General features: G+C 37.1%; 14 protein-coding genes. 3 read left to right on the forward strand and 11 right to left on the reverse strand.

The genetic code is table 11. From position 1 onward, the window contains the following. Positions 1 to 148: 148 nt before the first annotated feature. The 5 genes from HHO47_RS02035 to rmuC all read right to left on the reverse strand — a co-directional run bounded on the left by HHO47_RS02035 (position 149) and on the right by rmuC (position 2,915). Complete coding sequence (locus HHO47_RS02035; RefSeq protein ID WP_211183576.1) at positions 149 to 331, reverse strand: hypothetical protein; 183 nt, start codon at positions 329 to 331, stop codon at positions 149 to 151. Next, positions 300 to 374 carry a hypothetical protein gene (locus tag HHO47_RS19705; RefSeq protein ID WP_432651926.1) on the reverse strand — a complete coding sequence of 25 codons (75 nt, stop codon included), beginning with the start codon at positions 372 to 374 and terminating at the stop codon, positions 300 to 302. The genes HHO47_RS02035 and HHO47_RS19705 overlap by 32 nt, the downstream gene beginning before the upstream one ends. A 154-nt stretch (positions 375 to 528) precedes the next feature. Then, positions 529 to 1,230, reverse strand: coding sequence for a DUF1269 domain-containing protein (locus HHO47_RS19165; protein WP_211183577.1), 702 nt, complete (start codon positions 1,228 to 1,230; stop codon positions 529 to 531). Continuing rightward, the gene (locus tag HHO47_RS02045) at positions 1,187 to 1,441 is read right to left on the reverse strand and encodes a hypothetical protein (protein ID WP_169018409.1); all 255 of its coding nucleotides are present in this window, start codon (positions 1,439 to 1,441) and stop codon (positions 1,187 to 1,189) included. Before HHO47_RS02045 ends, HHO47_RS19165 begins: the two co-directional genes overlap by 44 nt. A 7-nt stretch (positions 1,442 to 1,448) precedes the next feature. Then, entirely contained in the window at positions 1,449 to 2,915 is a 1,467-nt protein-coding gene (gene rmuC, locus HHO47_RS02050; RefSeq protein ID WP_169018411.1) for a DNA recombination protein RmuC, read from the reverse strand. Between the two features lie 278 nt (positions 2,916 to 3,193). Here rmuC and HHO47_RS02055 point away from each other — a divergent pair, with 278 nt between their 5' ends. Then, the gene (locus HHO47_RS02055) at positions 3,194 to 3,742 is read left to right on the forward strand and encodes a hypothetical protein (RefSeq protein WP_169018413.1); all 549 of its coding nucleotides are present in this window, start codon (positions 3,194 to 3,196) and stop codon (positions 3,740 to 3,742) included. Here the strand turns inward: HHO47_RS02055 and HHO47_RS02060 are convergent. The 5 genes from HHO47_RS02060 to HHO47_RS02080 form a co-directional block, all read right to left on the reverse strand. Then, positions 3,739 to 6,327 (reverse strand): serine/threonine-protein kinase, encoded by a 2,589-nt coding sequence (locus tag HHO47_RS02060; RefSeq protein ID WP_169018415.1) that lies wholly within the window; start codon positions 6,325 to 6,327, stop codon positions 3,739 to 3,741. The two genes, HHO47_RS02055 and HHO47_RS02060, sit on opposite strands and share 4 nt — an antisense overlap. Continuing rightward, on the reverse strand, positions 6,311 to 7,297 hold the full coding sequence (locus HHO47_RS02065) for an FHA domain-containing protein (protein ID WP_169018417.1): 987 nt from the start codon (positions 7,295 to 7,297) through the stop codon (positions 6,311 to 6,313). The genes HHO47_RS02060 and HHO47_RS02065 overlap by 17 nt, the downstream gene beginning before the upstream one ends. Positions 7,298 to 7,898: 601 nt before the next feature. Beyond that, positions 7,899 to 11,045: a DEAD/DEAH box helicase gene (locus HHO47_RS02070; protein ID WP_169018419.1), complete on the reverse strand. Its 3,147-nt coding sequence runs from the start codon at positions 11,043 to 11,045 to the stop codon at positions 7,899 to 7,901. Positions 11,046 to 11,449: 404 nt separating this feature from the next. Further along, positions 11,450 to 12,412, reverse strand: coding sequence for a transcriptional regulator (locus tag HHO47_RS02075; protein ID WP_169018421.1), 963 nt, complete (start codon positions 12,410 to 12,412; stop codon positions 11,450 to 11,452). A gap of 15 nt (positions 12,413 to 12,427) precedes the next feature. Further along, positions 12,428 to 13,666, reverse strand: a complete 1,239-nt coding sequence (locus HHO47_RS02080; protein ID WP_169018423.1) for an AAA family ATPase — start codon at positions 13,664 to 13,666, stop codon at positions 12,428 to 12,430. A gap of 769 nt (positions 13,667 to 14,435) precedes the next feature. On the opposite strand from HHO47_RS02080, the gene HHO47_RS02085 reads away from it, so the two are divergent. Beyond that, on the forward strand, positions 14,436 to 15,650 hold the full coding sequence (locus HHO47_RS02085; RefSeq protein WP_169018424.1) for a replication protein A: 1,215 nt from the start codon (positions 14,436 to 14,438) through the stop codon (positions 15,648 to 15,650). Positions 15,651 to 15,699: 49 nt separating this feature from the next. On the opposite strand, the gene HHO47_RS02090 is transcribed toward HHO47_RS02085, so the two are convergent. After that, complete coding sequence (locus tag HHO47_RS02090; protein WP_169018426.1) at positions 15,700 to 16,575, reverse strand: DNA replication terminus site-binding protein; 876 nt, start codon at positions 16,573 to 16,575, stop codon at positions 15,700 to 15,702. Positions 16,576 to 17,335: 760 nt separating this feature from the next. Here HHO47_RS02090 and HHO47_RS02095 point away from each other — a divergent pair. Continuing rightward, positions 17,336 to 18,685, forward strand: a complete 1,350-nt coding sequence (locus tag HHO47_RS02095; protein ID WP_169018428.1) for a class II 3-deoxy-7-phosphoheptulonate synthase — start codon at positions 17,336 to 17,338, stop codon at positions 18,683 to 18,685. The last annotated feature ends 17 nt before the right edge of the window (positions 18,686 to 18,702 follow it).

Genomic DNA, 18,702 nt, shown 5'->3' on the forward strand with positions numbered 1-18,702 from the left:
AAATACGTTTAAGATCTGAACCTTTATCGCAATATAGATAAGATTAAGCTCAAAAGCGATAAGTTAAAAGTTCCTCGTAAATAAATTGTAGGTTGAGCTGCACAAAGTGCTTTTCAGCTTTTTCACAGCGCAACCTTCACTGCAAACTTTAATTTAAGTACCAAATTACATTATTAGCACTCACTTGCCTTTTTAAACCACCTTCAACAGGCTCTTCACACAATAAGTTAACTTTATAATGCGCTGCATAAAGTGCTTGTATTTCGCTCGCTACGACACTAAAAGGAGAGCCTGCCATTTCACTCAAATACCGCCAGAAGTTGCGGCGCATTGCCTGTTATTTCAATAAGGTGCTGGCTGTAGTTTTCTCTCATTTCATGGGGGAGGGCAACAAGCGCTGCGCGATCATATATCGCATCAACTCAAACAAAACTGTAATGGGGGTTTACACTAAACACTTCAAAAGGGCTAGCAAAGTCCAGCACCTCTGCATCATCGTAAATATAAATTCCTATGTTTAGCTTTGCGTTAGCTCACTTTATTTGCAGCAAACATTAATTTTAGCCATCTTAAATCTTTTGCTTCTAAATTAGCTTGCTTATGGAGTGAGGGGTCATCGTAAATCTCTTTATAAACGTGGCAAATAGCTACTTCCGTTAGCTCACGCCACTTATCATCTTTAAACTCGGGTAAGTGCGCATCCGCTAAATTAAAGCTGGAAAGCGGATCGTGTTCAACCTCTGTTGTTCTGAGAGTAAGGTCGAGCTCTTGTAGAATAGGGTTGATGGCCTGCACCGTGTTTGCTGCTTCAAATTCATCGATAATCGTTTTTTGCGCTGCATTAATTTCTTTTTCAAGCTGATACCGAGACAGCTTATCTGCAGAAGCACGCAAGCCATACTTATTGAGTAAGCCAGTTATGCTAGGTAACACTGCTTTAGCTGCGATACCAGCACCTACTATAGGATTTACAATAGCTGCTAGGCCACCCACCAACAGCATACCATAAGTGAGCTTTCGGTCTAGTTCATCAATACTATTTGCCAACTCTTGCAAAGTATTGGTTTTTTCCTTTGCTTGTTCACGCATTATTTCATCGGTGCTGTGTAGCATGTATTGGCGAAGACCCGCTTCTGCATGCTCATGAGCAAAGTGAAAAATACGCCGCTTTGGTAGATTATTTACTTCAGGGACGCCTTTCGGTAAAAAGGCGCATGGTATGCAGTGCAAATTTATATTCTGATAACTCAAAAGGAATGACAAAATAGTGTTTCTCATCATAAGAAGTGGGGGTTTGCTTACCAAAACGCTCCAAAGACATAAAAATTGGCAGCCCATTAAGTTTTTCAGTGACTAAAACCACCCCTTTGTTAAGCTCATTTATTAATTGCCCCGACGTCGACTTTATCGCAGCTATTCCTTTGTTTAGCAGGTTTTTCATATGAGTTTTAATCCAGCTCTAATTGCGCCCGCTCAACGCTTTCTTTGGGTAACTCTTTTTGCACAGAGACACCAAGCTCTTTAAACTCAGAAGCTTGTTTAATTAGGTTACCTTTACCACGATATAACTGAGAAAACGCTTTATCGTAGCTTTCTTTGGCTTTATCTAACTGTTTACCAACGCCTTCCATACTTAATAAAAAGCCATTAAGTTTGCTGTAAAAACGTTCCGCGCGGTTTGCCAGCTCTTTTGAATATTTAGTTTGTTCTTCAAAGCGCCATAATTGCTTAACAATATTTAAGCTGGTTAAAAGGGTAGTAGGGGTGGCAACCAAAATGTTTTTTTCTATCGCTTGTTGATAAATATCGCTTTGATATTTAAGGGCTTCAACAAAAGCTGACTCTATCGGTACAAACATGATCACCACTTCAGGCGAGTTAAGCCCGGGTAGGTGGTCGTATGACTTACTGGCCAGTTCATTAATACGGGCTTTTACGGCCTCAACATGCTCTTTAATTGCTTGTTGCGCCTCCAGTTCATTATCAGCATTTACGTAACGTGTGTAAGCGTTTAGCGATGTTTTAGCGTCAATCACTAAATGCCGGCCTTGAGGCAAATACACCACCACATCGGGCCGCAGGCGGCCTTCCTCGGTATTAAACGATACCTCGCGTTTATAATCACTACCAGCACGCAACCCTGCACTGTCGAGGACATTTTCGAGCATTAATTCCCCCCAATTACCTTGGGTTTTCTTTTGCCCTTGTAGCGCATTGCTGAGCTTATCAGCTTGTTCGGTGATTGCTTGGCTTTTCGCTTGTAGATGTAATAACTCTATTTTCAGGGCTTCACGCTGTTTTACATCTTCAACATGAATTGATTCCAATTTATCCCTGAAGCCTTTTAGCTCACCTTGGACAGGTTTTAATAGCTGCTCAATGCTTTCTTGATTAAGGACTTTAAATTTTTGCGATTTTTCTTCTAGGATTTGATTAGCAAGATTTTCAAATTCTTTTTTAAGTTGTTCTTTGCTTTCTTTAATATGTTGTAACTGTTGCTCAAAATGGCTTTGCTTTTGCTCAAGCATAGTGCGCATATTATTGAGCTCAACATCACGGGCATTGTATTCACTTCGTAGTGTTGTTAAATCAGCTTCAGCCTTGCGCCAATAAAGATTGTATTGATGGCTTTGTTTTTCTTGCTCAGTGAAGCGGGTTTTATAGTGTTGAGTTTCGTCACGTTGTTCTTGGTGGCTTTGCTCAAGCAAATCGTGTTCGTCTAATAATACAGAATATTGTTGTTGTTTATCATTGAATTGAGTTTGCAATAAAGCCATCTGTTGCTGTTGTTCGCTAAGATCAGATAAAAGTCGCTTTCGACGAACGGCACTAATAACACTAAAAAGCACTGTGCAGATCGCAAAACCAACGCCAACACTTACCCTATCAATGTTTGTAAGTAACTGTATATACATAAATAAACTTTATTAACCAAAAGATATCCATCATAGCTAATCTTAAAAAGCCAAGATAGGCTTTTTTACTTTTTTATGATCCCCAAATTATTACAGAACATTACAAAACCCTCATCTGCATTAGTTATATAAAATATTATCTTCTACACTGGGTATAAATAAACCTAATTCAGGTTTGGTAGTTAGTTACATCAATCGCATGATGCCATGTTTTTATGACATGCTCATACAGTTTGATAATTCCGTTTTTAAGTAATTCACCTACAAGGACTGAAAAAATGAACGATATCAAAACCCCAAATATTGAAGTGCAATGTAAAGCAGATAACTATTTTTCCGTTAAAACATTAACCGTTTTACCTCATACTCAAGAAAATTGGTTAACGTTTTTTAATAACGAAACAAACCCAACTGAGTCACTAAGTGTTTTATTTAATAATGCGGGAAAAAACGACCCAACCAGCACTGAGAAAAGACAATACGTAGAGCTTATTATCAGCCTAGATCCGTCAGTGGCTAATGATTGGGAATTTTATGGTAATGGCGTTGAATATTGTGGTGCAGATAGCAATTGCCAATATAATATTTATACCGAGATCACTGATGATGACACGTTGATTTTACGCGTAAGCCAAGTAGTACCAACTTACGAATTTAATGGTGTAGATGAAGACAACTTAGATAAAGTTGTTGAAGTCACCGAAGGTGAACATACTCAATATTTACCTATCTCATTTAGATATACAGCTAAGCACCTACCCTCAGGTAAAATATATATGTCGCAAGACCCAAAAATTGTAGTCCGTAGACCAGGTGCAACGCTTTAATTCAATACACCACTACAATTAAATGAAGGGTCATATTGCTGCATTAAGCTGATAAACCCTTCTTTTTGGCACCAAGGTTTAAACCAAGGGAGGTTAAACCACATTGGGTGATAGCCTATCTCTAGTGACTTTTCTATGTACATTAACGCAGATTGGTACTCACCTATTACGCTATAAACTAAAGCGGCAGTAAACACATATTCGTAGTGATCCGACGCAATGCTAATGGCTTTATTTAATGCCTGTAATGCAAGTTTTGCTTCGCCAAGTTGGCTATACGCTTGGGCGGATTCTAAATAGCTATCAAGCGTGCGTTGGTCCTGAGTCAGTTCAATCACCTTTAAGTAATTAGCTGGGTAAGACTCACTAAGCCCGAGTGCTTTTTCAATATCAGCTAAATTAAGCCTAAAACTGACGTGTTCCGGGTTAGCATCAACCGCTTGCTGCGCGACCTGTAACGCTTGCTCAAATTCGCCTTTTAATGAATAAGCAATGCTTAAATTACTCAAGTCTGTGCTTTCTGGCTTAATGGCAATTGCCTGATTATATTGATCTATTGCTGTGCTCAATTCACCTTCGGTGAGTGCGATATCTGCGAGTAGTTGATTTGCTGTATAGTTATTTGGACTTATCGTTATCACTTCGTTGAGTAATTGTTTTGCCTCAGCTATTTTGCCTTGCCACCACAACACAAGGGCTAAATTTTGTTTTATTATAGGATTAGGGCGTATTTTTAGCGCCAGTTCAAATACTTGCTGTGCCTCAAGCAGTTGATCTTGATGCAAATATAACATTCCTTTTAATTCGTAAAGCATTAATGTACTGGCGCCTACTTGCTTTGCTTTAGTTAAATACTGCTCAGCGGCTACCCAATCTTGTTTTGCTATCGCAATAAGCATGGCATTTTTAGCGAATGCGGGGGTGTTTTGATACTCAGAAGGCGCATTAAACAATAGTTTACTAGCAATATCTAAAAATCGCTTTTGTTGCGACAGTTGATACAGGCTCAATGCAACTTCACGCAATAACTCATAATTAGCATACAACTGAGGGGTTTGTTCAACAGCTTCTGCAATACGTTTGAATAACAGCTCTGAATGCAACTCAACTTGCTGCACCTTTTGGAAAAGCGCAATATGCTCAATTTGTACAGCATCACTAAGCTCAGACAACGTTAAATACTTACTATCAAAATCAGGAAAAAGTGCGGTCAACTGCTGACTACTTGATTGATACATCTGGCTGTAGTTATCTACAATAATTGGCCATTGTTTACGTGCTTTTACTGTCCAATTAGGTGCCTCTAAACGAACAAGTGTTAAGTAACACTGCAATTGCGCGCAGCTGAGTTCTGCACTTATAGCTTCTTGCATACCTGTTACTTGGCTTAATTTATTTAGCTTCTGAGTTAAATTAAGTTGTTCATTTCCCCCTTTGCCTATAGTTTCAACCTCACCTCGGGAAATTAAATGTAAGTGTTTACTATTTATGACCCCTTGCCTCACAGCATCATCAATTGTAGCTTTTACCATATCAATATCTGCATTAAACCTTGATTGTGCTTTTATTACAGGCGGTAGAAATGCAACATAGTGCTCTTTTGGTGATTCATTGAGTTTATAAGTTAACCCAACGGCCGCCAAAGCAATCACAGATAACCCCACAAAAAAAATAGATTTCAAAGGTGATTTTTTCTGTAAATCGAGTTGCTCAATTGGAATCGTATTTTGCGCTAAGATTTCTTGTTGTTTAAGTGCAATCACCACATCTCGCAGCTTGCGTTCAACTTGTTTGGCATCAACTGGGCGAAGCGCTTTTTTTCGTTGTAAAAGTTGGTTTAATAAATCACATAACTCATTTGGTAATTTAGGAATAATTTCATGTGCATCAACAGCTTTTCCATTAGCTATATTATTAGCAAGTGTTTGTGCTGAGCCTTCTCCGAATGGATGTCGGCCACTAATAAACATATAGGCCAGCATACCAAAGGAGAATAAATCACTGCGAAAATCTAACGGCTGTTTATTAAGCTGCTCAGGCGACATCGCACTAGCACTACCAAAGCTGGACTCATCACGTTGCTCACAAAGCGGCTTATTTTGTAATGTTGCAATACCAAAATCGGTGATTTTTAACTCATTTTTATCAATTAAAATATTGCTAGGCTTTAAATCACAATGCATCACATCTTGGCTATGAGCATGGGCTAAACCGGCACACAGTTGTGCTAATAAATTAAGCTTTTCGCAGAGTGTGGTGATGTGCTGATGTTGAAACTGCTGTAATGTTTTGCCTTTTAAGTATTCCATTACGATACAAATTCGCTGTTCATACAAAAGTACATCGTGTATTTGTACAATATTAGGATGATTTAAACGAGCAAGCAGCTGCGCTTCAACTAAGGGATCGCTATGTTCTATTGAATGCTCTGTAGGCTTTAATAATTTAATCGCAACATAGCGCTTTAAACGTGTATCCTCTGCAAGATACACACTTCCCATTCCTCCTTGGTTAAGTAACTTAATTAATTTATAGTTAGTGATGACTTTATTAAATTTTAATACTGTTTCATGCTCTAACGACATCCGAGGCACTCTCTAATTCACATCCTTTATAAATCATAAAGGATGCACCAGCAAACCGTACTTTTCGCAATTGTCTTTCGATGATATTTTCAGCATCATGAACATTTGTTAAAACTTCTGAAAACTGCTTGCGAGCACGATGTATCTGTATATTTAAATAGCGCATATCGACACCTAAATCTTTCACTAATTGCTCCGTATTTACCCAGCCTTGGTTAGCTGGTAATACTCCTTTTTTAGCATCTAAAGCTCTATAACGCGCTAAGTTTAAGGTTAAGTAGTGATGGCAGCGAACATGCAAATCAAAATCTTTATTATTGTGATGTTGAACTTTTAATGCTGATGTTTCTTCATCCAAACTTAGGTTAAAAATAAAATCTAAATCACTAATATACAATTGTGGTACAGAGCTCATCTGAGTTGCAACTTCCAGATGACTAGAAATAAACATCCATTGTTCACCACCTAAAGTAATAATACTATGATCTTCTAAGACTTCTCGTATCGTAAACTCATCATCGTGTAATGATTCTAACAACCATTGGCCGCTACTTTGCTCAAAAACAACCACGCTATCAGGTTGCTGCTCTGGCAATAGGTGGTAATGATTAAGCTTAATTGTCTCGGCAGTTTTACTTTGCTCATCATCTAACTTGATTAATTGGTCAGCAGGTGCACTGAGATCTTTAACCACATAAGTAACCTCTGAATTACCGGCAAAGTAAATTTTATCGCCAATACTTAATTCTTCAGAGTCATCCTTTACCAAACGTTTGTGATTTAACCAAGTACCGTTCAAGCTTAAATCACGGATATACCACTTGCCATTTAACCACTCAATAATGGTATGTATTTTCGACACACTCAGATCATTTACAAGTGTATCCACAGAATATTGAAAGCGCCCAAAACTATGATGCGCATATAAAAAACAATATTTATTTGTATGTTTATTAATTAAATAAGCCATTATCACTACCTTTTATCGAATGATGAGGTACGTGTCTAACTATTGATATTACAATCAATTCTTCATAATAGACACAACCAAACCAAAATAAAACAAAAAATTAACATTCAATGTATTCATATATTAATCCGCAAACAATTGCGGCCAGATAACAGTATTTTAGAAACAACAAGGCAAAATAAACATTACGTACTATTACAGCAATCGTTTATTAAAAGGATAAGTGAAAGAATGAGATATAAAAAAAGCCAGCGCAAAATGGGCTGGCTCAATAATTACTAAAATTAGTAACCAAATAGGGGAAATCAACAATGATGCTTGTGTAAACTGCAATTCAACAACAAGCAAAAGAGTAGACGTCCTCACGCTAATTTAGTTCAAAAATAATTTAAAACTATTGAAAATAATACTGTGTGCGCCAAATGGCAGGCATAAAAAAAGCCAGCGCAAAATGGGCTGGCTCAATAATTACTAAAACTAGTAACCAAATAGGGAAATCAACAATGATGCTTGTGTAAACTGCAATTCAACAACAAGCAAAAGAGTAGACGTCCTCACGCTAATTTAGTTCAAAATAAATTAGGCTAATTTTGAAATAATGCTAACTTTTTATCAAAGAAAGCATTTGTTGTTCATCAAACTTTGTAAAACTCATTGATTTTTCAGTAAATAATTCATCAACAAGCGCTTGCTTATGTTGTTGCATTTTAAATACCTTTTGCTCAATTGAATTTGCCATTATAAGTTTATAAACAAATACAGGATTCGTTTGACCGATCCGATAAGCACGATCTGTCGCTTGTTTTTCTACTGCTGGATTCCACCAAGGATCGAAATGGATCACCGTGTCTGCCTGCGTAAGATTAAGCCCAGTACCGCCAGCTTTTAAACTAATTAAAAATACCGACGTTTGACCACTGGTAAATTCTTCGATCACTTTCTCGCGATGACGCGTTTGCCCCGTTAGCAGGCTGTAATTGATCTCCAATGATGCTAGCTGCTGCGCAATAATATCTAATGCAGAAGTAAATTGGCTAAAAATAATAATATTACGGCCTTCACTTAACATCACAGGTAAATGGCTACTCAACCAGTCAAGTTTTGCACTTCTAGCTGAGGTGTGTTCGTCAATCAAACGCGGGTGGCAACATATTTGTCGTAACTTTAATAACGCCTCTAAAAAGGCCAATTTGCTTTTTTGTGCGCCTTGGGAAGCAAACAGATCGACCATTTTTTCCTCGAGAGAATGCGTAATGCCTTGATAAATATCTTTTTGCTGTGCTTCGAACTCAAACTCTTTGATCAACTCAGTTTTTGGTGGTAGCTCTTGCGCAACTTCAGCTTTAGTACGACGTAAAATAAAAGGCAAGATCAGTGATTTAAGTTCTTTTGCACGATCGCTATCAGCGTCACGCTCAATCGGAGTCTGAAAATGCTGCTTAAAATGAGCTTGTGAACCAAGTAAGGAAGGCATTGCAAAATCTAACAATGATTTCAATTCAAATAAATTATTTTCAATCGGTGTACCACTTAAACATAAGTTAAATTGTGCATTTAAACGCTTAACTAAACGAGATACTTGCGCACTGTCATTCTTTATATACTGCGCTTCATCAAGAATAATATTCTCGAAATATAACGGCGAGTAGTAAGCGATATCACGCTTGAATAATGGATAGGTAGTAAGAATGCAATCAGCCTGAGCTAAATGTTGTAATTGCTCAATCCGCGCACTACCAAATAGGGTCGTCACTTTAATGCTACTGGCGAATTTAGTCATTTCATTTTGCCAATTACTGACTAAGCTCGTTGGGCAGACAATTAACGTAGGGCCTGCTTGCTCCCATTGCCGTGCGTTAGCTAAAAATGCAATAACTTGTAAGGTTTTACCTAACCCCATGTCGTCAGCTAGTATTCCGCCTAACTGATGGCGTTTTAAGAACTGTAGCCATTGAACCCCTTGCTGTTGATACTCACGAAGTCGTACGCCCGAATTCAAACCATGTAGCACTGTAGTAGCAGTAGTTGGTGCATCTAGTTCAGCTAAATAAGACTCTAAGCTGTCGTCGACTAAGTTAATTTTAAAACAGCTCATCTTCATTAAATGTACTAAAAATGATAAAGGTATAAGTAATTCATCGCGTGTTTTTATGAACTCAAAACGATCTTTAAAATCAGTAAGCGTATCAAAAGCAGGTTTAGTAATTACCCCAAACTGTGTACCATTTGCATAATAATAAAAAAGTTCGCTTTGCCGGTTAAGTGATTGAAATTCAGGGCGATCGTTTGCTAACACTGTGGCTGCTTTAGCATTTGAGATCATTATTTTACTAATAACTTGATGACCTTTACCACGTTTAGTATCTAGGCTAACATTAGTGATTGATTTTTTAATCACAAGTTTTTTATCAGTTACCTGCCAACCACGCTGACGAAGCTTAGGCAAAACCTCGTATTTAAACCAATGCTGATGAATAATTGATTGTTTATTAAAAATAAACTTATTTTGTAAAGCCCCTTTACATAATTCAAAGCCTAAATTTGTCAGCTCTGTGATAACGGTATTTTCAAGCGATGCATTGAGAATACTTGCTGGTGCTGAATTTGGAGCGTAATTACCATCTTGATAGTTAAAGGAGAGCGTAAGTTGCAATTGGTTATTGCTATTACTCACCTCCACAACAGCACAAATATCGGCTACCCGTTTTATTTTTTTACGTTCAGATGATTGATAATGAGGTATCACACCATCACCAAAATTTGCAGCTAATTGCTTATAAACACGGTCAAAATTAGCAGTATGAATGGCTGGGATCGCTCTAATATGAGCAACTTCTTCACCACTCAATGGTGTACGTAACCGGCCTATGCGTAGTGCCTCTGTATCAAGGTAAGTGGGTGGTGTAGTTTTTAATAGCAGCCATGAATCTTTATTATGAATACTTACTCTCAGCTGTATAAGTTCTGATGGTTCAGACCAAGCAAAATTTAAATCAACAGCCGCACCAGGCTTGATCGACTTTCGCGTACGACCAAAAAACAACCTTTGGGTTGCAATAAGTTGTTGCAACGCTGCGAACCCCCATTGACCTTTAAGCTCTAGGCTACCTAGCGCATTTTGTGAGCGGATCCAACTATAAAGTCTAAAATCACTTTCAAGGAGATCTGTGGGAGTAACAAAACTATTAAGCTGTTGATCCGTCAGGTTTCGCCCTAAAGTATAATTATGTTCCCTAGAAGCAGCTGCTATTTTTGGTGTTAACACAACTTTAGACGCGTCAACATCAAAAACAAATAGTAAAACGTTTTTTGCTATGTCTGACTGAGTTTGCTTAATTTTTTTAAGCTCTTCAAACCAATCGTTCATTATATAGTCTTGGCCGTAATCGCCAGAATGCTCAATCTTTAGCTTTAATAAAACAGCAGCTAAGTGGCGACAGTTAGTTTTGGCATTGCATGAACAATGCCGATCAACTGCAAAACCATTTGCTAACTTCTTTATCTCTATATGTTGAGTAAAAGTGCTGCCTTGATTTCCAAACACTGAGGCATCAATGACAGAGAAATCATGATTATGCTCTAACCAATTAATTTGACCATTTGCTACGTACTCTTTTGCTTTACTGAGCACATGTGGCTTAAACAACTGTTTAATAAATCGTTCAGATAAAGGAAATTGAGTCGCTTGTTCTTGCTTGATCTCTTCAAAAATAGCGAGTAGGTCATTCTTAGATAAGTTAGCAGACATATTGCTCAGGGCAGTAAAAAATTAAAATAATTTTATCAGTATATGATTTATCGGCGCCGAGCTAAAGCATTAAAAAGAGTGTTGGAACTGATAAGTTAGTAAAAAAATGATCTCAATATAAAATCAGCTAAAATTAATAGATAAACACAACTAACCAACAACAAGCCCACATGTTATAAACATATGACTAATAATTAAGCGTGTTTACAGATCACATTTTTACTAAGTTATAAAAAAAATAGCGGCAAGAGTGAAGAATGTGGCTTACCAGTTAGTAAAAAAATGATCTATGAGCTAAATAATATGATTTATTGATGTTTAAGATCATTATTTTACTAACAAAAAACAGTTTTAGATCAGAATTTTACTAACAAAAGAGCGCCTTCAGATCAGATTTTTATTAACTAGTTAAATGCATTTAATAACTTAGTTAGTTGTTCTAACCGTTTGTCTGTAATCACTTTATTATCAATTTTAATTGATAAATCACCACTTTTTAAATTACGTTGCAGGCTTATGTAACTATTTTCTAGTAATGCTTCTCGACGTTGAGCTAACTGTGGCTCAGCCGTGAGCAATTTAGTGATCGCCATTGCACGCTTCTCATCTCCAATTATCTCTTCTAAGCTGTTGTTGTGTGTTAAATGATTTACTTGCTGATTAAAGCTATGTTCATCACGTTCTTTTGCTGCAATCAGCTTTTTAGCTACTTCACGACCAACATGGTTCGCTGTTGGATAAAGGGCAAGTACAGCAGCAGGGAGCTTCTCAAAGGCTTTAATAGCATCAGCAATGGCTGTATGCGATACACCCTCAATGGCGGCCACTTCTCGATAAGAACCTTTTTTACCTTGTGCAACTAATTCATCTTTAGTTTGTTGATATGCTTGGCCAAGTTCCCATAGGCTCGGAGCAATATATTGGTCTGAAGATACCGCTAAAATCTTAGCATCTAAGTCAGTAAAATCACTCGAACTAAAAACCATGTAGTCAGCATTGCCGATTATACATGCCATACGGCGACGTGAGCCGGCTAATACCAGCGTTTCATCACCTTTATCCCAGCATAGAGCGGGATGTTGGTTACGACCGTCCTCGGCTATAGCAGGGAGTATATCTGCGACAGACTTTTCATTGAGTAATACTTGAACACGACGATTTTTTGCATACACCTTCGTGGTATTTTCTATTTCAGCATGTGGGATCACTTTGCAAACGAGTGTGATCTGACGACTAGGATCACTTGGTGCAGGCATTTTGATCACATCGCCTGCATTTGCTTGCTCTAGTAATTCATCAAGATTGCTATTACCAATTGAAGTAGCAAAAGGATCTAAGCTGGTGTCATTTTTACGTTTTTTAGCCATTTTTTGTTAACTACCTTACTTAGGTTCATTCAATTGAGATTGTGTTGATTGCCAGTTTGAACGGATCAGCATTTCTAATTCATCAACAACATCTTTTATATTTTCTTGAGCTCTGATCAATGATTCTCTACTTGCTAAACTGTCAGATGTTTTTTGATCAAAAATAGTATTGAATGACGAAGAGCTTGCTGTAATCGCCGAGCTGTGGTTAATTGGGTAACTCATTACCTGACGACCAAATGCACTGCGTACATCTTTTACGATGTCACGCTGTGAATGATTGCCTTTAACGTAATTAGTTACTAAAAATTGCATAAAGTCCCAGCCTTCATGACCTAAAGATGCAACGGTATGATAGATCTCACCTAAACGTTTTAGATATTTATTATTAGCATCGAAATCAACGGCTTCAGGATGAACCGGAATAAGCATTGCCGTAGATGCCATTAAAGCATTATAAAACATAAAGTTAAGAGAAGGAGCCGTATCAATTAAAATAATATCAAATTGCTCCTTAACCGGAGCAATCACTTTCTCTAATAATTTATGGTAATGACGGGTTTTTTCATAACTTGAACTATCTTTTAGCAACGTTGCAGTTTCGTGTTCAAAGTAAAAGTCATCCATACCTGAGGGCAATATACGTATATTTGGGATATGCGTAGGTAAAAAAGCATTTGTAACAAGTTGTTGCCAAGTTTCATCTGGATCTAAATCAATGCAATCTCGCATTAAATCACCAACTGTAATTGGCTCAGGTTCACTAGGTGGGAAAAAACTTGATGATGATCCTTGTGGATCTAAATCAATAATACCAATACGATATCGTTTAATATTAGTCGTAGCCAGGGCCGCAGCAATATTGACCATACTGGTTGTTTTACCACAGCCGCCTTTGAGAGAATTAATCACAATAACTTGTAGTTTATCGTCAACATTACGGTGGTCTGGTTGAATATCCATTATATCTGCCATAGCAAATATATTTACTAGCGTATAAGCATAATGGCCGTTTGCACCGCGTTTGATATTTAGCTCGTCAAAGTCACCATTGTCATGACGACGTTTTAAGGTACGATTGTTACAGCCTAACAGATCTGCTGCTGCTTTTTGAGTATAAGTTCGAAGCTCTTTTTCTTCAGATTTTAAGTGGGCACGATAATGCTGAATGCGTCCTGCTAATGATTTTTCTGCGACTTCTGCAGTTGCTTTTAAAAGCCGATAGGTGGATAGCGCATTATTATGAATTGACATACTTAATTCCTCAAAGTTAGGAATTAAGTATAATGTCCATTCAATTTACTGTAAACAACTATTTATGACGACATGGCTTTTAATAACAAGACATTTAGAATTAATTTGTAATTTTAAAATTGCTTAGTATAAATAAAGAAGTTTAAAAGTGGTTAAATATATAGGTAATAAAGGTTAAGAGCATAAAATGTACTTTAAGCTTATGATTTATATAAATAATAATAGAAAAAGTGGATCAGGTTTATACTTGGTTAAGATCAGATCTTTAGTAACTAATAGATCGCTATTTTACTAACCTTAAATCTGATAATTAAGTTATGCACAGTTTAAGCACAAGTTTACTCACAAAAACTGTTGTTGAGATCAGTTTTTTACTAAGATTATTAAGAACTTATCCACTTATGATCAGGAAGAATAGGTTGTTTAATTAGTATAGATCTGATCTCTAGTAGGTATAGATCAGATCTATGCTAACTGATTCGATGATTATCCACAGGTATTAGTAAAAATTAGTTTTATGTCGTGTATTTACGGTTAAAAAACAGAAATAGACGGACAAAAATATGGGGGAGTTAGTAAAATTTAGATTTATAATGCGAGTGTTAGTAAAAAACTGATCTGAAAATCAAGATCATTGAGATTACTTAGTAGAATAGTGATCTGAACATATATTTTAATCCTAGATCAGTTTTATACTAACTTAAACATTTAACTTTTTCTGTTTAATGTGTTGTTATTAGCTGTCACAATAAAATTGGAAATAAGAACAATGAACCGAAAGGTCAACATCTCGGTAGATAACTTACCCGATACATTACGGGGTCAGATCCACGGGGTGGAAAGCGCAATAGATAACGAAAGCCTCGCATTATTTACAGACAACAAAGATGTGCGGATTTCATTAGAAAATGCAGCGCATGGACTAAGGGCCTATTCGAATACTTTTAATCATTATGATTTGTGGGGACGTTTTGTTCGCTCTGGTCATAAAAAATTACCACTCGAAGAAGCACCTAAAAAAACCATTATTACTCGAAAAATATCCGAAAAAGTGGATGGAATTTTGTATGATGGTGAAATTAAAATTACTCCTGCGGTAGTAAGTACCCGTAAAGACGGTGAAGATGTTGAATATTTAGTTTGGCCATCTGATCGTGAAGAAAAAGTAGAACGTGCACTAATTCGTTTAGCTTCTAAAGGTAAAATTGTAAAAATTAATTTTAAGTCCGGTATTCAATATGCCGTGGTTTTTTCGATGAACGAATTAGCGCAAGAACTTAAAGCTGTTGGTCAATCGATGCCTTATCCACAAATAAAAGAAGCATTAGAAGCACTGCAAGGTTCTAAGTTATCGTTTAAGTATTCAGCGACAGATACTAAAAATACCAATATTGATGATTCATTTTACGAATCAAATATGAACTTTCTTTCTTCTTTGCACTTTAGTGGTAAAAAAGGGCAGGGTGGTAATGTTAAATGTGTGGCGTGCTTGAATGCATTTGTTCATAACATGATCGATAACCTTGAATACAAGGGATACTATTTCAATAGTGCGCAAGAATTAAAGCGCGGGTTATCTCGCTGGATGATGTTGCGTCTTTACCATCTTTGGCGCTATGCAGCACCAGGAAAAACATATCACTTTAGATTGTTATCTATTATGGAAAAATATGGTTCAATCTATTCAACCGACGATATCACTGAAAATAAATTAAAAGCATTGCGCCGTGATATGACCACCACGATGAAAGATCTTATCGAAAAAGGTGCTATTTCAGAATATAGCATTACGAATGTTAAAGATGATAAAACTGGCAACATCGTAGATTATACATACGAGATGCATCCGTCAGATCAGTTTTGTGATGAAATACTTACTTTGAATAAGCATAACAAACGTATTGAAATTCAAGGTGGTAAACGCATAGTTGAAAATGCTGTTTTAATCGACGAAGATAAAATTGAAGAAATAGTCAAAGATTAATTTACCTATTCCTGATTCAAGGCCGCTATTAAGAGGCCTTTTAACATAATTATTTATCAACTTGTTCCAAATATAATCTATCAACAAGAAAATCATACTCACGTTTACGCGGATGGCTTTGTGGTTTTTGATAATCCGCTAACGTACCTAGTTTTACATCCGGTTCAGGGTTTATCAAAATAAAAGGTAGCGCGGCACTAACATGATAGCGATCTTTCGCAGTGTATCTCACATTTACTTGTGGGCTAACGCGGGTTGGTCGTCTTATTCGTAATTTTTCCTTATCACCTAAACTAGCGACTCGTAATTGTTCTTGAGCTACGAGTGCTTGCCAACTGAGTTGGTCGATCATTCTGGGATTGGAATAACCGGCTGATTTTTCGAGCATGGCTAGAGCCATCTTTTTTGTCAGTGTTTTAGTCGCATGTTTGTGCATCCATGTAAAACGAACTGAAAAAGGAGAGTTTACTTCAAAATGAATTTTACGGTATGCGGCGAGTGTTATTAAATTTGGAATTGCATTATGAACCGCTTCAAAGCGGGCGTCATTATTATCAATAGCTAAAATACATTCTTTAAATGCTGCTTTAGCTTTGTTTACTTGCTGAATACGAGCAACAAGCTGTTTTTGATCCGCATTTTTTATCACCAGTAATCCAGGGTGACGTTTTAAAACACGACTACTTAGGCTTGATTTTTTATAGATATCGTGAAATGAATTTAAAATTAACTTTTGGCCAGCAGCCCCTGTAATTTTTGTGACATTGATCGATTGAGGGACTATCTTTTCAGCATGACTATCAATATCAGGTAATTGATAATAATCAGCCTTTGAATAGTCGTATTGCATTAAATCATCAATAAAGTGGTTAGTTAAATCACTAAGTAAATCGAACTGACTGCGAATTTGTACTTTAGTTACCATAAGAACACATCATACAAAATAGAGAATAATAGTTTACCATAACGCCACTTAAACTAAAAATGAGTCAGTGTACTTTTCTATGATTATTTATTTGATTAGTTTTACTCGATGCAAAGTTATTTTTTCAAACAATTAAGTATGATGTGTTCTCCTTATTTAGGAGCTAGAGCGCTTATAAAATCAGTCAACTAAAAACAACCAAGCTTGAAATTTAATTATGATTATTTGGGTTACTAAAAGGCACCGCTTTTTCATAGCAATACCCTGGGGCTTAAATTAACAACTATCAGTAATTTGATATGTGTGTGCCAAGATGACTCTAACAAGGTAATTACTAGCGCCATCAGGCGAGCAGAACGTCATTCAATTTAGTAATGACTTTTACAACCCTTGAAGCAGTAGCACAAATTTTAAACGCTAGCTATTTGGTATGAAAAATAACTCAATGAACACTGTAACGTTAAGTGTACGTGGCATTGTAGTTTAAGTATGATGTGTTCTTATTGCAACTTAGAGAGCCTCCTCTTGATTAATTTATTACGGGCACGGTCTATTTTTTAATTTTGTGTTTTATATTAATAAGTTAAACGTTACTTAATTGATATTTAAAAAAGGGGAAGTGTAATAGAACATCGCAATTCATCAATAATATTTATCTCATAACTAAATAATTGATAATTAGCGAATATAGTCCTTGAACAGGGGCACTGCATACGTTAATTTTCATCTATCAGGTAAATGTAGGAATGAGGAAATTAATATGCAGTCGTGGAACCCAAATAGCTGGAGAGAGCTCCCAATACTTCAGCAGCCACAGTATCCAGATCAAGAAGCGCTGAAAACTGTTGAAGGCCAATTAAAGAGTGCACCGCCACTGGTCTTTGCAGAAGAGACCCGTAGTTTATTTAAACAACTAGAAGACGTTTGTGAAGGCCGTGCCTTCTTACTTCAAGGTGGTGATTGTGCTGAATCATTCAGTGACTTTAATGCCGCTAATATTCGTGACACATTTAAGACAATATTGCAAATGGCAGTTGTACTAACTTATGGCGGTAAATGCCCTGTAGTTAAGATTGCGCGCATGGCAGGGCAATATGCTAAACCACGCTCAGCAGATTTAGAAACCATTGATGGGATGTCTTTACCTTCATATCGTGGTGATATCGTAAATAATTTTGAGTTCACTGAACAAGCGCGTATTCCCGACCCACAACGCTTAATGACGGCTTATCATCACAGTGCAGCAACATTAAATTTATTACGCGCATTCGCACAAGGTGGGCTTGCAGATTTACATCAGGTAAATCGCTGGAACATGGGGTTTGTTGCCGCTAACCCACTTAAAGAAAAATACCAACAACTTGCTGATAAGATTCAAGATGCGCTTGAGTTTATGGAAGTGTGCGGTATTAACTCAACAATTGCACCAAGCCTTAAAGAGACTGATTTATACACCTCTCATGAAGCGTTATTACTGGGGTATGAAGAAGCGCTTACTCGCCGTGATCATCTATCAGGCGATTGGTATGACTGCTCAGCACATTTTGTTTGGATTGGTGAACGTACTCGCCAACTTGATCATGCTCATATCGAATTCTTTAAAGGTATTAAAAATCCAATTGGGGTAAAAGTTGGCCCAGGAATGGCTCCTGACGACTTAATTCGTTTAATTGATGCGCTTAATCCAGACAACATCCCAGGGCGCTTAACATTGATCACACGTATGGGTGCTGATGTACTTCCTGAAAAGTTGCCGGCCTTAGTACGTCGCGTTCAACAAGAAGGCCGTAAGGTAATTTGGAGTTCTGATCCAATGCATGGGAATACTGAAAAAGCGACATCAGGGTATAAAACTCGCAGCTTTGATAATATTTTACGTGAGATCAGCCAGTTTTTCGCAGTTCATAAAGCTGAGGGCTCGTATGCAGGTGGTGTTCATTTAGAAATGACAGGCCAACATGTTACAGAATGTACTGGTGGTGCTTACGGATTATCTGATGACGATTTAGCACAACGTTATCGCACTCAGTGTGACCCACGTTTAAATGCTGATCAGGTATTAGAACTTGGCTTCTTAGTTGCAGATTTATTAAAAGACGCACGTAAGTAAAGTTAGTCCAAAAAATA

The organism is Pseudoalteromonas arctica, from assembly GCF_012927645.1.
Classification (GTDB): domain Bacteria; phylum Pseudomonadota; class Gammaproteobacteria; order Enterobacterales; family Alteromonadaceae; genus Pseudoalteromonas; species Pseudoalteromonas arctica_A.

Bases quoted from the DNA above. Each gene is read 5' to 3' on its own strand.
- HHO47_RS02045 (WP_169018409.1), bottom strand. From the start codon at position 1,441: ATGAAAAACCTGCTAAACAAAGGAATAGCTGCGATAAAGTCGACGTCG.
- HHO47_RS02085 (WP_169018424.1), top strand. From the start codon at position 14,436: ATGAACCGAAAGGTCAACATCTCGGTAGATAACTTACCCGATACATTA.
- HHO47_RS02035 (WP_211183576.1), bottom strand. From the start codon at position 331: ATGCGCCGCAACTTCTGGCGGTATTTGAGTGAAATGGCAGGCTCTCCT.
- HHO47_RS02055 (WP_169018413.1), top strand. From the start codon at position 3,194: ATGAACGATATCAAAACCCCAAATATTGAAGTGCAATGTAAAGCAGAT.
- HHO47_RS02060 (WP_169018415.1), bottom strand. From the start codon at position 6,327: ATGTCGTTAGAGCATGAAACAGTATTAAAATTTAATAAAGTCATCACT.
- HHO47_RS02095 (WP_169018428.1), top strand. From the start codon at position 17,336: ATGCAGTCGTGGAACCCAAATAGCTGGAGAGAGCTCCCAATACTTCAG.
- HHO47_RS02080 (WP_169018423.1), bottom strand. From the start codon at position 13,666: ATGTCAATTCATAATAATGCGCTATCCACCTATCGGCTTTTAAAAGCA.
- HHO47_RS02070 (WP_169018419.1), bottom strand. From the start codon at position 11,045: ATGTCTGCTAACTTATCTAAGAATGACCTACTCGCTATTTTTGAAGAG.
- HHO47_RS02075 (WP_169018421.1), bottom strand. From the start codon at position 12,412: ATGGCTAAAAAACGTAAAAATGACACCAGCTTAGATCCTTTTGCTACT.
- rmuC (WP_169018411.1), bottom strand. From the start codon at position 2,915: ATGTATATACAGTTACTTACAAACATTGATAGGGTAAGTGTTGGCGTT.
- HHO47_RS02065 (WP_169018417.1), bottom strand. From the start codon at position 7,297: ATGGCTTATTTAATTAATAAACATACAAATAAATATTGTTTTTTATAT.
- HHO47_RS02090 (WP_169018426.1), bottom strand. From the start codon at position 16,575: ATGGTAACTAAAGTACAAATTCGCAGTCAGTTCGATTTACTTAGTGAT.